15 protein-coding genes are annotated in these 12,853 nt (G+C 68.6%); 10 read left to right on the forward strand and 5 right to left on the reverse strand.

Translation table 11 applies throughout. The annotated features are described in order from the left end of the window. Positions 1–99: 99 nt before the first annotated feature. The 6 genes from LG306_RS05425 (at position 100) to LG306_RS05450 (ending at position 6,678) form a co-directional block, all read left to right on the forward strand. Entirely contained in the window at positions 100–1,527 is a 1,428-nt protein-coding gene (locus LG306_RS05425) for an ATP-binding protein (protein ID WP_404418790.1), read from the forward strand. Positions 1,528–1,531: 4 nt separating this feature from the next. Continuing rightward, positions 1,532–4,456: a bifunctional [glutamine synthetase] adenylyltransferase/[glutamine synthetase]-adenylyl-L-tyrosine phosphorylase gene (locus tag LG306_RS05430; protein ID WP_404418792.1), complete on the forward strand. Its 2,925-nt coding sequence runs from the start codon at positions 1,532–1,534 to the stop codon at positions 4,454–4,456. 47 nt (positions 4,457–4,503) lie between these two features. Then, on the forward strand, positions 4,504–5,133 hold the full coding sequence (locus tag LG306_RS05435; protein WP_404418794.1) for an EF-hand domain-containing protein: 630 nt from the start codon (positions 4,504–4,506) through the stop codon (positions 5,131–5,133). A gap of 65 nt (positions 5,134–5,198) precedes the next feature. Next, on the forward strand, positions 5,199–5,771 hold the full coding sequence (locus LG306_RS05440) for an RNA polymerase sigma factor (protein WP_307509436.1): 573 nt from the start codon (positions 5,199–5,201) through the stop codon (positions 5,769–5,771). Continuing rightward, positions 5,768–6,169, forward strand: coding sequence for a hypothetical protein (locus LG306_RS05445; protein WP_404418796.1), 402 nt, complete (start codon positions 5,768–5,770; stop codon positions 6,167–6,169). Before LG306_RS05440 ends, LG306_RS05445 begins: the two co-directional genes overlap by 4 nt. After that, the gene (locus tag LG306_RS05450) at positions 6,166–6,678 is read left to right on the forward strand and encodes a periplasmic heavy metal sensor (protein ID WP_404418798.1); all 513 of its coding nucleotides are present in this window, start codon (positions 6,166–6,168) and stop codon (positions 6,676–6,678) included. Before LG306_RS05445 ends, LG306_RS05450 begins: the two co-directional genes overlap by 4 nt. Before the next feature lie 14 nt (positions 6,679–6,692). Here LG306_RS05450 and LG306_RS05455 read toward each other — a convergent pair whose 3' ends face one another. Continuing rightward, complete coding sequence (locus LG306_RS05455) at positions 6,693–7,373, reverse strand: bifunctional 4-hydroxy-2-oxoglutarate aldolase/2-dehydro-3-deoxy-phosphogluconate aldolase (protein WP_404418800.1); 681 nt, start codon at positions 7,371–7,373, stop codon at positions 6,693–6,695. 148 nt (positions 7,374–7,521) lie between these two features. Here LG306_RS05455 and LG306_RS05460 point away from each other — a divergent pair, with 148 nt between their 5' ends. Further along, the gene (locus tag LG306_RS05460; protein ID WP_404418802.1) at positions 7,522–7,878 is read left to right on the forward strand and encodes a hypothetical protein; all 357 of its coding nucleotides are present in this window, start codon (positions 7,522–7,524) and stop codon (positions 7,876–7,878) included. 101 nt (positions 7,879–7,979) lie between these two features. Here the strand turns inward: LG306_RS05460 and LG306_RS05465 are convergent, their stop codons facing one another. Beyond that, a complete protein-coding gene (locus tag LG306_RS05465; protein WP_404418806.1) occupies positions 7,980–8,846 on the reverse strand; it encodes an alpha/beta hydrolase in 867 nt (288 codons plus the stop codon). Here LG306_RS05465 and LG306_RS05470 point away from each other — a divergent pair. After that, the gene (locus LG306_RS05470) at positions 8,833–9,090 is read left to right on the forward strand and encodes an Lrp/AsnC ligand binding domain-containing protein (protein WP_039244189.1); all 258 of its coding nucleotides are present in this window, start codon (positions 8,833–8,835) and stop codon (positions 9,088–9,090) included. The genes LG306_RS05465 and LG306_RS05470 overlap by 14 nt on opposite strands. Here the strand turns inward: LG306_RS05470 and LG306_RS05475 are convergent. Further along, positions 9,087–9,590 (reverse strand): hypothetical protein, encoded by a 504-nt coding sequence (locus LG306_RS05475; protein WP_045811869.1) that lies wholly within the window; start codon positions 9,588–9,590, stop codon positions 9,087–9,089. The two genes, LG306_RS05470 and LG306_RS05475, sit on opposite strands and share 4 nt — an antisense overlap. Positions 9,591–9,705: 115 nt before the next feature. Between LG306_RS05475 and hmgA the strand changes: the two genes are divergently transcribed. Together hmgA and LG306_RS05485 are read left to right on the forward strand one after the other, a co-directional pair. Continuing rightward, positions 9,706–11,001 carry a homogentisate 1,2-dioxygenase gene (gene hmgA / locus LG306_RS05480; protein WP_404418808.1) on the forward strand — a complete coding sequence of 432 codons (1,296 nt, stop codon included), beginning with the start codon at positions 9,706–9,708 and terminating at the stop codon, positions 10,999–11,001. Continuing rightward, positions 10,998–11,360 (forward strand): hypothetical protein, encoded by a 363-nt coding sequence (locus LG306_RS05485; protein ID WP_066552546.1) that lies wholly within the window; start codon positions 10,998–11,000, stop codon positions 11,358–11,360. Before hmgA ends, LG306_RS05485 begins: the two co-directional genes overlap by 4 nt. Before the next feature lie 80 nt (positions 11,361–11,440). On the opposite strand, the gene LG306_RS05490 is transcribed toward LG306_RS05485, so the two are convergent. Continuing rightward, positions 11,441–11,746: a hypothetical protein gene (locus tag LG306_RS05490; protein ID WP_017504395.1), complete on the reverse strand. Its 306-nt coding sequence runs from the start codon at positions 11,744–11,746 to the stop codon at positions 11,441–11,443. Positions 11,747–11,836: 90 nt separating this feature from the next. After that, positions 11,837–12,838, reverse strand: coding sequence for a glucokinase (glk, locus tag LG306_RS05495; protein WP_404418811.1), 1,002 nt, complete (start codon positions 12,836–12,838; stop codon positions 11,837–11,839). Between the last annotated feature and the right edge of the window lie 15 nt (positions 12,839–12,853).

The following is a 12,853-nucleotide window of genomic DNA, read 5'->3' on the forward strand; positions in this document are numbered from 1 at the left end:
GCACGGCGGTGGAGGGGGCGACCCCAGACACCGGCGCTGAAGCCGCCCCCTCCACCACTTCGTGGTCCCCCTCCCCCGTGAACGGGGGAGGATTTTAGGGTGCGCCTTCCCTCCCTCCTACGCCGTACGCCCTTCCGGCTGACGCTGCTGTTTCTGGCGCTGTTCGTGGCGGCGGCGGGAGCGATCCTGGCCTATGTCTATTTCGCTTCGGCGTCGGAGGCTCAAGGTCGGGCCAGGGCGGATGTGGAGATCGAGCTGGGCGCCCTGACGGCGATCCACCGCACGCGCGGCATCGACGCCCTGAACCAGGCCCTGGTCGAACGGTCGATCCGGGGCGGGCCGTATCTGTATCTGCTGACCGACAAGGCCGGAAAGACGATCACCGGCAACATCACTGAATCCCCGATCGACATCGACCTCAGCCTGCCGGCCGGCGCCAGCGACTGGGAGACCTTCCGCCTGACCGACACGGACGCCCAAGGCAAGGTCCAGCGGCGTCGCTCCATCGGGGTGATCACCACCCTGGCCGGCGGCGAACATCTGTTCGTCGGTCAGGACATCGGCGACATCGAGGCCTATCTGGCGCGCCTGACCCAGGCCCTGTGGGGCGCAATGGCTCTGGTCATGCTGCTGGGCCTGGCGGGCGGTCTCTACATCAGCCGGCGGGTCGAAAACGCCATGGCCGGGCTGAACCGGGTCGTTCAGTCGGTGCAGGAAGGCGATCTGAAGGTCCGTGCGCCCGTGCGACACACCGGCGATGAACTGGACGAACTGGGCCAGGGGCTGAACACCATGCTGGATCGGCTGGAGGCGTCCATGTCTTCGATCCGCCACGCCGGCGACGCCATCGCCCACGACCTGCGCTCGCCCCTGACACGGATGCGGGCCAAGCTGGAGGTGGCCCTGATCGACGCCGAAGCCGGCAAGATCGACGGGGTCGACGCCCTGGGCATCGCCCTGGACGAGGCCGACCATCTGCTGAAGACGTTCAACACCGTCCTGGCCATCGCGCGGCTTCAGGCGGGCGGGGCGCCCGATCCCAAGGTCATGGACGCGGCCGACCTCGCCGCCGACATGGCCGAGCTTTATGAACCCGCAGCCGAGGACAAGGACATCGACTTCTCGTCCGAGGTCGAAAAGGGGCTGATGATCGAAGGCAACCAGCCCTTTTTGGCCCAGGCCCTGGCCAACCTCATCGACAACGCCATCAAATACACACCCGCCGGCGGGGCGGTGAAGCTGCGCGCGCGCCGCCGCTCGTCGGGTGAGATCGAATATTCCGTCACCGACACCGGACCGGGCGTGCCCGAAGAGGACCGCGAGCGGGTGGTCCAGCGGTTCGTACGCCTAGACAACAGCCGGACCGAACCCGGCTCGGGCCTGGGGCTTTCGTTGGTGACGGCGGTGGCGGAGGCCCACGGCGGGCGGGTGGTGCTGGACGAGGGCCCCGGCGCCTACGGCGATTTCGGACCGGGGTTGCGGGTGGCGTTGGTGCTTCCGCCCGCCTCGACCGGGATGAGCGGATGATGTGATGGCCCATCCAGAAACCTCGATCCCGCTGGCCTACAGTCTCACGCCCGCCGGTCCGGTCACAAACATCGCCGCCGCCGACCGCTTGCACGAAACCCTGACCGAGGCCGCCGACGCTGACGGTTGGCGCGAGATTCTGGACGCCGCCTGGCCCGCCCTGGCCCCCGTCGCCGGCGCCTCGCCCTATCTCGCCGGTCTGATGCGGCGTCGCCCCGAACATCTGCGAAGCCTGCTGGAAGCCGACCCGGTCGAGGCGCTGGAGCGGATCATTCGCGACACGGACACGCTGGACGCCGAGCCGGATGCGGTGCGCGCCCCGCTGCGGGTGCTGAAGGCCGACCTTCACCTGCTGACCGCCCTGGCCGATCTGGGCGGGGTGTGGGATCTGGATCAGGTCACCGACGCCCTGTCCCGGTTCGCCGACGCCTCTTGCCGGGCGGCCCTGCGCGCCGTCGCCGCCGAACAGAGGGCGCGCGGCCGGCTGATCTCGCCGCCCGGCGATCCGCGCGGCCCCATTCCCGGCCTGTTCGGCCTGGCCATGGGCAAACACGGCGCGAACGAACTGAACTATTCGTCCGACATCGACATCTCCCTCTTCTTCGAGCCGCGCCTTATGGGCCTGGCTCTGCGCGAGGGCGAGGAGATGCAGGACTTCGCCAATCGCGTCGGCAAGGGGATCGCCACGCTGCTGACCGAGCGGACGGGCGACGGCTACGTCTTCCGTGTCGATCTGCGGCTGCGGCCCGATCCGTCCTCGACCCCGCCGGTCGTCGCCGGGCCGATGGCCCTGGCCTATTATGAGAGCGTCGGCCAGAACTGGGAGCGGGCGGCCTTCATCAAGGCGCGGCCGGTGCTGGGCGACATGCGCGCGGCGGGTCGGTTCCTGAAGGCCATGATCCCCTTCATCTGGCGGCGCAGCCTGGACTACGCGGCGGTGCTCGACATCCAGTCGATCAAGAAACAGATCCACGTCCACAAGACGGGCGAGGGGCTGCAGGCCGCCGGGGCCAATCTGAAGCTGGGACGCGGCGGCATCCGCGAGATCGAATTCTACGCCCAGACCCAGCAGTTGATCCTGGGCGGCCGCGATCCGGCTTTGCGCAAGCCCCGCACGCTGGAGGCGCTGAAGGCCCTGGCCGACGCGCGCCATGTGCCCCAGGCGGTTTGCGAAGAACTGTCGGCCGCCTATGTCGCGCTGCGCGGGCTGGAGCACCGCGTGCAGATGCTCGACGACGAGCAGACCCACCGCCTGCCCGAGGACGCCGAGCGCCGCGCCGCCGTCGCCGCCCTGGCCGGTTCGAACGACCTGGCCGCCTTCGACGTCCGGGTCGAGGCCCTGCTGGCGCGGGTCAACGCCCGCTATGGCGAACTGTTCGAGGGCGGCGAAGATTTGGACTCCAGCTACGGCAGCTTGGTCTTCACCGGGGTCGAGAACGATCCCGAGACTTTGGAAACCCTGCGTCGCATGGGCTTTTCCGAGGCGCCCTCCGTCGCCGATACGATCCGCAGCTGGCACCACGGCCGCATCCCGGCGACACGGACGGCGCGGGGGCGCGAACTGTTCACCCGCCTGGCGCCGCGCCTGCTGGAGGCCCTGGCCCGATCCGGCGCGCCGGACGAGGCGTTCCGCCGGTTCGCCGTCTTCTTCTCCGGGCTGGCGGCAGGCGTGCAGGTCCAGGCCCTGTTCCTGAACCAGCCCAAACTGTTCGAAATGGTGCTGGGCGTCATGGCCTTCGCGCCGCGTCTCGCCCGGACGCTTGGCCGGCAACCGGCGGCGCTGGACGGCGTGCTGGACGCCCGTTTCCTGGTCGATCTGTCCGAAGAGACCGGCCTGACCGAACAGATGCTGCGCGAGGCCGGCGAGACGGAGGATTTCGAGGGAGCCATGAACGCCGTGCGCCGCCTGCACCGCGAGCAGATGTTCCGCATCGGCATCCACGCCCTGACCGGCCGGGCGGGAGCCGAGGCGGCGGGCCGCGCCTATGCCGCCCTGGCCGACGCCGCCATGCGCACCCTGTCGCCGGCCGCCTTGGCCGAGACCGAACGGCTGGGCGGCGCCTTCCCCGGCGCGGTCGCGGTGGTCGCCCTGGGCAAGGCCGGCTCGCGCGAGATGACGGCCGGATCGGACCTGGATTTGATGACCTTGTACGAGGCGCCGCCCGAGGCGACCTCCGAGATCAAGGGCTGGACCGCCGACGTCTTCTACGCGCGCTTCACCCAGCGGCTGATTGCGGCCCTGTCGGCGCATACGGCGGAAGGCGGCCTCTATGAGGTGGACATGCGCCTGCGCCCCACCGGCTCCAAGGGCCCGGTTTCGGTGCGGCTGAAGGCGTTCGACGCCTATTACGCCAAGGAGGCCGAGACCTGGGAGTTCATGGTCCTAACCCGCGCCCGCGTGATCTGGGCCAGCGATCCGAAGTTCGCCGCCCAGGTTTCGGCCGCCATCGAGGCCGCCCTGCGTCGCCCGCGTCCCGGCGTTGATGTCGCCGCCGACATCCGAAAGATGCGCGCTCTGATGGATCGCGAGCGTCGCCCGCACGGCTTCTGGGATCTGAAGCTGTCGCCGGGCGGGCAGGTGGACGCCGAGTTCGCGGCCCAGTTCCGCCAGCTTCAGGCCGCCGCCATCGGCGAGCCGTTTACCCTGTCGACGCTGGAGGCCTTGCACGACGACCCGGTCCTGGCCGAGGCCTGGCGCGTGCAGCAGCGTCTGGCCCATCTTCTGGCCGCCGCCTTCGAGGGGCGGGTCGATCCGGAGGGCGAACCCGGCGTCTTCCAGTTGCGCCTGGCCGAGGCCGCCGGCGCGCCGGACTTCGACACGCTGAAGACCGAGCTGACCGACTTGCGCGCGCGGGCACGAAAGGCCTTCGAGCGGGCGGTGCCAGCAGGCCGCGACGGAGAATCCGCAACGCCGCGTTCAATCTCCTGACAGGGCAATGTCAAAGGGCGCCAAACGCGCCCCTGGAGATGATCGAGATGAGAAACACCTTTCTGACCGGCCTGGGCGTCATCGCTCTGGCCGCCGCCGCCGGCGCCGCGACCGCACAGGTTCCCCCGGCCCCTGCCGCCGGCGCTCCCGCGCCGCATCATGCGCGCGCGGATGCGAACCGCCAGATCACCCGCGCCGAGTTCGTCGATGCGCGCATCGCGCGTCTGACCGCGCTCGATACGAACCGCGACGGCGTGGTCAGCCCAGAAGAGCGCGCCGCCGCCATGCAGGCCCGTCGCGCCGGACGCGCGGGCGACCGGTTCGCCAAGCTGGACGCGAACGGCGACGGCTCCATCAGCCGGGCCGAGTTCGACGCCGGCCATGCCACACGCCCGGATCGCGGTCCGCGCGAAGAACGCGCCGGTCATCGTGAGGGTCGTCGCGGCGGCGCGCGTCACGCCATGCGCGGACAAGGACGCGAACGCGGGCCAGTGGTGATCGCCGAAGCCTCGGCCAAGCTGGGCGAGCGGTTCGACAAGATGGACGCTGATCGTGACGGCGTGATCTCCGCCGACGAGCGCCGGGCCGCCATGTCCGCTCAACGCGCGGATCGCCAGGAACGCCGCGCGGCCCGCCAGGCGCAACAAGCCGCTTCCCCCGTCCCGGCTTCGGAGTAAGACGGTGTCGGGGTCGGCCGTCGTGAACGCACCGGTCCCTTTCGTCAGCAGCGGAAGAGGCAGGTTTGGTCGCAATCGTCGACCCCGACGAGGATCTGGTGCGGCGCGTGGGGCAGGGCGACCCGGCGGCGGCGCAGACGCTCGTCTCGCGCAAGCTGCCGCGCATCCTGTCGCTGGCGCAGCGCATGCTGGGCGATGCGGTCGAGGCCGAGGACGTGGCCCAGGAGACGATGCTCAAGGCCTGGCGCCAAGCGCCCAAATGGACGCCCGGCAAGGCCCGGTTCGACACCTGGCTGCACCGGGTCGCGCTGAACCTCTGTTACGATCGGCTGAGGCGTCGGCGCGAAATCCCGACCGACACGCCGCCGGAGCGTCCCGACGAAGGCCCGGCGCCGGATCGCGGTCTGCTGGCGGCCGAGACGGGCGTGCGGGTCACGGCGGCCCTGAAACGTCTGCCGGACCGACAGCGCGAGGCCATCGTCCTGTGCCATTATCAGGAGTTGTCGAATATCGATGCAGCGGCCCTGATGGAGATCAGCGTCGAGGCGCTGGAGAGTTTGTTGTCGCGCGGTCGTCGCGCATTGCGTCTGGCCCTTTCGGACATCGGTCCGGGGTCGATTAGAGGAGACGGACGATGAAGGCGGAACGGTTGCACGAACTGGCGGACGCCTATGGCGCCGACCTGCGTCGGTGGCCCGCGTCCGAGCGCGCCTTCGCCGAAAGCCTGATCGCCGCCGATCCGTCGCTGAAGGCGGTGCTGGATCAGGCGGCCGCGCTGGACGCTCTGCTGGACGCCGCGCCCAGACCTGTCCCGTCCGCCGCCCTGACCGCGCGCATCCTTTCGGCGGCGCCCCGGGCGAAAAGCAGTCTGGGCAAGGCGATCTGGTATCTGGGCGCCGGCTGGGCCGCCGCAGCCTGTGCGGGCGTGGTCGCCGGCGTGGGCCTGACGACGCATCTGACCGCCGACGCGCGCGCCGATGCGGTGCTTTATCAATCCTCGCTGACGGGCGTGGATGACACGGAATTGCTGGGATGACGTCCAAAAGCCTGAAGATCGCCCTGGCCGTCTCGGTGGCCCTGAACCTGTTCGCCGTGGCGGGCGGCGTCACCTATGTCGTCAATCGCGACCGGATCGAACGCCGGATCGAGGATCAGCGCCGTCCGGGTCGCGAGGGGCCGCTGGCCGAGGTGCTGGCCGATCTGGATCCGGCCGTGCGCCAGCGCGTGCGCACCGCGCTGCGAGAATCGGCCCTGGCGGCGCGTCCTGATTTCGAGGCGGCCCGCGCCGCCCGGCGCGAGGCCATCGACGTCGCCGGTCAGCCGACGCTGGACACAGCTCGTGTCGAACGCCTGCTGGAACAGTCCAGGGCCGCCGAGATGCGGGGCCGCACGCGCCTGGAAAACGGCGCGGTCGCCGTGCTGGCGACCCTGACGCCCGAGGAGCGCAAGGCCCTGGCCCCGATCCTTCAGCGTAAGGGCGCCGCCCGTCGCGCTGCGGCCGAGGGGCCGGATCACCGTCAGCGCACGGATCGTCCGGGCCGCTGACGGCGCTGAAGCGCTCAGCCCTTCTTGGACGCGCGGAAGGCGGCGACGGCGTTCACCGCCGCGCGCACCGACGCCTCGATGGCGGCCCAGTCGCCCGACTTCACGGCGTCATCGGTCACCAGCTTGGAGCCCATGCCGGCCGCCACGATGCCCGCGCCGAACCATTTGGCGATCGACGCCTTGTCCGGATCCACGCCGCCCGTCGGCATGATTTTGACCCAGGGCATCGGGCCCTTGACCGCCTTGACGAAGTCCGGGCCGCCGACCGACGAGCCGGGGAACAGCTTGACGATGTCGCAGCCCAGTTCGTGCGCCTCGCCGATGTCGGTCACCGACCCGCAGCCGGGGAAATAGGCGACCATGCGGCGATTGCAGACCTTGGCCACGTCGGGGATCAGGCAGGGGCTGACCACGAACCGCGCGCCCCGATTCAGATAAAGCGAGGCCGTGCCCGCATCGACCACCGAGCCGATGCCCAGGACCACGTTCGGATCGGTCTTGATCAACTCGCGATTGATCTCGCCGAACAGGTCGCAGGCGAAGTCGCCGCGATTGGTGAACTCGACCACCGGCGCCCCGCCGCGCGCGCAGGCGCGAATGACGTTCAGGCTGACCTCGGCGTCCGGATGATAGAAGACCGGGCACACGCCCTGGGTCTGAAGCGCCTGAAGCACGCTGACGCGATCATGGGCCATGGACAGGTTCCTCTGCGATAGGTTCGCGTCCGACCTCCGCTGTCGCGAACGCAAGGTCAAGTCAAACCGCGTTAGCGCGGACGTTCTCTTGACGGCGTGTGGCGAAAGGCGGACCGTTGTTCGGTCAATCGCCTGTGGGAGAAGCGGGATGTTCGCCGCCCTCGCCGTCGTCGCCCTTCTGACCGTTCAGGACCCACCGCCCGCCGCCGACATGGACGGCGCCTGGTCCGTCGATCTGGCGACCGATCCGGCCCAGCCCTATCGCCAGCCCATGAGCCTGACGCTCCAACCCGATGGCGTCGTGACGGGCGACTTCTACAACAGCCGCATCGAGGCGGGCCGATGGAAGCGCCAGCACGGCCGGCTGTGCGTCTCGTTCCGCACCACCGACGGCGCAGGCCCCTATCACACGGCGGCCTGCCTATCGGGCGATCATGTCGAGGGTCAGACCTGGGCCGAACACCGCAACTTCGTCTTCATCTGGCGCGCCGACCGACCCTCTTGAAGCCTCGCCGCTCAAGCCCATCTGTCAGGGAGGGGAGTGGGGGATTTCATACGAATTAGACGAATTAGACTCTATTTTTCGCTGCTGGGTCTGATTGACGGTCAGCGTCGATGGGCCAGGTCGGCCAGCCGACTGACCAACGCGCTGTCGGTATCGAACAGCGGATCCAGAACCGTGAAATGGTTCAGGCCGGGCAGGGCCTCGAACCGCGTCTCGGCTCCGGCGTCGCCCCAGCGCGCGGCCATGGCGCGGCTTTGATCCACGAAGGCCTCGCTCTCTGCCCCGCCGACGATGCAGTCCAGAACCGCACCCGCGGGCGCCGGCCATCGGATCGGCGACAGTGACCGGGCTTCGGTCGTGTTCAGGTCCAGGGCGACGTTGAGTGATGTGGGGATCAGCGGCTCCAGATCGAACACGCCCGAGAGGGCGACCGCCGCCGAGGCTTGCCCGTCCGCCAGCAGGCAGGCCGCCATATGTCCGCCCGCCGAATGACCGCTGACGACAGGCGCGGCGCCGGTGGGGTCGCGGATCAGATCGACCGCCGCCCGCGCCTGATCGACGATCCGACCCAGCCGCACGCTGGGCGCCAGGTCATAGGTCGGGATGGCGACGCTGACGCCGTGGGCCAGCAGGGGGGGCGCAACGAAGCTGAACCAGCTTGCATCCAGCGCCTGCCAGTATCCGCCGTGCAGGAAGACCACGACGGGCGCCCCGTCCCCGGCGTCGAACCAGTCGATCCGCTCGCGCTCGCCTGGGCCGTATTTCAGGACCTGCGGCGGATGGGCGGCGCGGGCGGACTCCGATTCCGCCTTCCAGCGCGCCATCACGGCGGGATGGTCGGGCACCAGGGCGCGGTTGTTGTATTGCGCCTCCAGCACGGCGTCTGTGTCTTGCGGCTTACCCGTCACGTCTTCGTCCGCTAGAAGCGCCCTCGAACCAGAGGACTGATCCGCCATGATGACCGCCATCTTCGTCTTCATCAAATGCGAGCTGGGCTACGCCAACGACGTGGCGGCCGATATCGTGGACAATGTCGAGAACGTCTCGGAGGTCTATTCCACCTCGGGTCAGCACGACCTGCTGGCCAAGTTCAACCTGCCGCGCGACGCCGACATCGGCACCTTCGTGACGAAACAGGTCCAGACGCGGCCGCACGTGCGCGACACCTTCACCGTCATCACCTTCTCGCCCTTCCTGCCGAGCAAAGGCTAGGGCGCGGCCTTTCGCCTGACCTTGTCCTTGCGGTCCTCGGCCTCGTCGTCGTCGCCGACCTTTTCCTCGACCGTGGCCGACAGGCGCTGGAAGACGCCCAGGCCCACCAGCACCAGCACCGAGGCGATCAGCAAGGCGGTGGGATAAAGCAGCTGCGCCACGTCCTCGCGCGCCGTCTTGAACACCACGACCAGCGCTTCGAGGAACAGGGCGATGACGATGGTCGACAGGAACTTGGTCAGGCTGCGCCGGGCCTCGGCGGCGCTGCGCTTTTCGTTGCCGCGCCGCACCTCGTCCTCGAAGATGTATTTGGCCACGTCGAAGACGGCGATGGCGACGATGACATAGCCCAGCACGTCCAGAACTGCGTCGGCGCCGGACTTGTCGGGCGAGCCGATGCCGTGCAGCGCATCCTTCACCCCGAACCCAATCAGGGCCATGGCCGCCAGCAACAGCAGCAGGCTGGCGAAGGCGAACACCGCCCGGGTCAGATAGGTCATGGAAATCCCTCCGCGAGGTCACAGCAACGCGCCAACCGCCAAGCTGTTGCCTGACGGGCGAAGGGTGACGCTGGCGCCGGGGGCGGCTAAACGAGGGAGCATAGGGAGACACGACATGACGCGATCCAACGCGCCCGCCTACATGACCGGTTTCGGCAATCATTTCGCGACCGAGGCCGCGCCCGGCGCCCTGCCGGTGGGCCGAAACTCGCCGCAGAAGACGCCGATGGGCCTGTATGCCGAACAGCTATCCGGCACCGCCTTCACCGCGCCGCGCGCCGAGAACCGGCGCAGCTGGCTCTATCGCCTGCGTCCCTCGGCCCAGCATGGACCTTACACCCCCTTCGATCAGGGGCGGGTCCGCTCCGGTCCGTTCGACGAGACGCCGCCCAATCCCAACCGGATGCGCTGGGACCCGCTGCCGATCCCGCAGGCTGCGACCGACTGGGTCGAGGGGCTGACGACCTATGGCGGCAACGGCGAGCCGGACGGCGGGGCCGGGGCGGGCATTCACCTGTATGTCGCCAACCGGTCGATGACCGACCGGGTCTTCTATGACGCCGACGGCGAACTGCTGATCGTGCCTCAAGAAGGCGACCATCGCTTCGTCACCGAGTTCGGCGTCATCGAGGCCCAGCCGGGTCACATCGTCCTGATCCCGCGCGGCGTGCGGTTCCGCGTCGAGGTCGAGGGGGACGTGCGCGGTTATGTCTGCGAGAACTACGGCAGTCCGTTCCGCCTGCCGGATCTCGGCCCCATCGGGTCGAACGGCCTGGCCAATCCGCGCGACTTCGAAACCCCGATCGCGGCGTTCGAGGACGTGGATCGCCCGACCGAGTGCGTCCAGAAATATGGCGGTCGCCTATGGGCCACGACCTTCGATCACAGCCCGCTGGACGTGGTCGCCTGGCACGGCAACCTGGCGCCCTGCCGCTACGACACGGCGCGGTTCAACACGATCAACACCGTCAGCTACGACCACCCTGATCCGTCGATCTTCACCGTCCTGACCAGTCCGTCCGAGACGCCGGGAACGGCCAATATCGACTTCGTCATCTTCCCCCCGCGCTGGATGGTAGCCGAGGACACCTTCCGGCCGCCCTGGTTCCACCGCAACGTCATGAGCGAGTTCATGGGGCTGGTGACCGGCGCCTATGACGCCAAGGCGGGCGGATTCGCGCCAGGCGGCGCGTCGCTGCACAACCGCATGAGCGGCCACGGCCCCGATCAAGCCAGCTATGACGGCGCGATCAAGGCTGAACTCAAGCCCCACAAGATCGAAAACACCCTGGCCTTCATGTTCGAGACGCGCATGCCGATCCGCGTCACGAAATGGGCGTCGGAATCACCGCAGATGCAGCTCGACTACGACGACGTCTGGTCAGGCTTCACCAAAGGACAGATCTCATGATCCGCATTTCCCTCATCGCCGCCGTCGCGCTTCTGGCCGCCGCTTGCTCGCCCCAGACCACGGGAGCGGCGTCGGATGCGCCGATGCAAAGCGCCGACGCCGCGTCCTGCGCCACGCGCGGCGGCACGATGAAACAGGTCGGGCGGATGCAATCCTGGCAGTGCGTCATCAGCTACGCCGACGCCGGCAAGCGCTGCACCGACGGCGATCAGTGTCAGGGCGACTGCCGCATCGAGGGCAACAGCGGCGTGACGCCGGGGACGGCGGCGACCGGCGTCTGCCAAGCGACCAGCGACCGTTTCGGCTGCAATACGACGGTCGAGGACGGCAAGGCCGGCCCGACCCTGTGCATCGACTGAGGTCGCAGGCACGAAAAAGCCCCCGTCGCGAGCGACGGGGGCTGATCCATCCGTAAACGGATTTAGTGGGTCGCCAGACCTTAGTGGGTCGAAGGCGTGTTGGCGGTGGTCATGCCGCCGTCGGCGTTGCCGGCTTTCTGCTCGACCATGTCGGCCTTGCGGTCCGCGTTTTGCTCAACCTGATCGGCCTTGTCGTTCAGGGCCTTTTCTTGCGCTTCGTTCGAAGTGGCGGCGGCCTGTGCTTCGAGCTGATCGGCGCGGGCTTCACCCGTCGCTTCGATGGCGTCGGCTTGCTTTTCAGCGGCCTTGTCGGCGGCGCTTTCACCGCAGGCGGCGACGCCGGCCAGCATGAAGACCGAAGCGGCGGCGATGGCGAACTTCTTCATTTGAGTTTCCTCTCCTAGATGGAAACACACAAACGCCACGGTGACGGTTCGGTTCACGCCGCCGTGAGATTTTCGTGATCGCCCCTCGCGTCAGCCCTCCGACTGGGCGAAGGCGACCCGCGCGGCGCCGAGCAGGGCGGCGTGTTTGTGCATGATCACCTTGGTCGGAATGTCCTGCATATACTCCTTGAACCGACCCTTGCGCTCAAAGCGCTGACGGAAGGGGCTGGCCTTGATGAAGGGCAGGATGCGCGGAACGATGCCGCCGGCGATATAGACGCCGCCGCGCGCGCCGGTGGTCAGGGCGATGTCGCCGGCGACCGCGCCCAGGATGGCGCAGAAGCGGGCAAGGGTCGCGCCGCATGGGCTGTTCGGATCGGCCAGGGCCGTTGCAGTGATCTGAGCGGGATCGTCAATGTGGGTCTCGCGCCCGTCGATCTCGGCCAGGGCCCGGTGCATGTTCAGCAGACCCGGACCGCAGATCAGACGCTCGATCGACACCCGGTCATAGCGGCGACGCAGAATGCGCAGGATTTCATCCTCGACCGGATCGCCGGGGGGGAAGCAGGCGTGCCCGCCCTCGGACGGCATGGCCATTTCCTTGCCGGCCGCATCGCGCACTAGGGCCGAGACCCCGAAGCCGGTGCCGGGGCCGAGCACCGCTACGGTGCAGTGCGGATCGCCGTCGACCGGACCGCCCAAGCTTTCTAACTGGTCTTCCGGTACGACTGGCGCGCCCCAGGCCAGGGCCTCGAAATCGTTGATCAACTTGACCGGCTTCAGTCCCAGGGTCTGAAGCTCCGCCTCCGACACCTGCCAGGGCGAGTTGGTCAGGTCGATGGCGCCGTCCGTGACCGGACCGGCGACGGCGATCACGCCGCCCGTCGGCTTGACCTCGCAGCCGTCGATGAAGGCGGCGACGCCTTCCAGGAAGGTCGGATAGGTCTCGGCCGGGAAGCTCTCGTGGTGGTCCAGCACGGGCTTGGCCCCACCTTGGCCATCAGGCACCATGCGGGCCACGGCGAAGCGGGCGTTCGTGCCGCCGACATCGCCAACAAGCTGGGGGCCGACGAGAAGGGTCTTGTCATTCATTGGGCGTTTCCTGCG

Origin of the sequence: Brevundimonas vesicularis (genome assembly GCF_044807075.1) — a bacterium.
GTDB classification, from domain to species: domain Bacteria; phylum Pseudomonadota; class Alphaproteobacteria; order Caulobacterales; family Caulobacteraceae; genus Brevundimonas; species Brevundimonas vesicularis_G.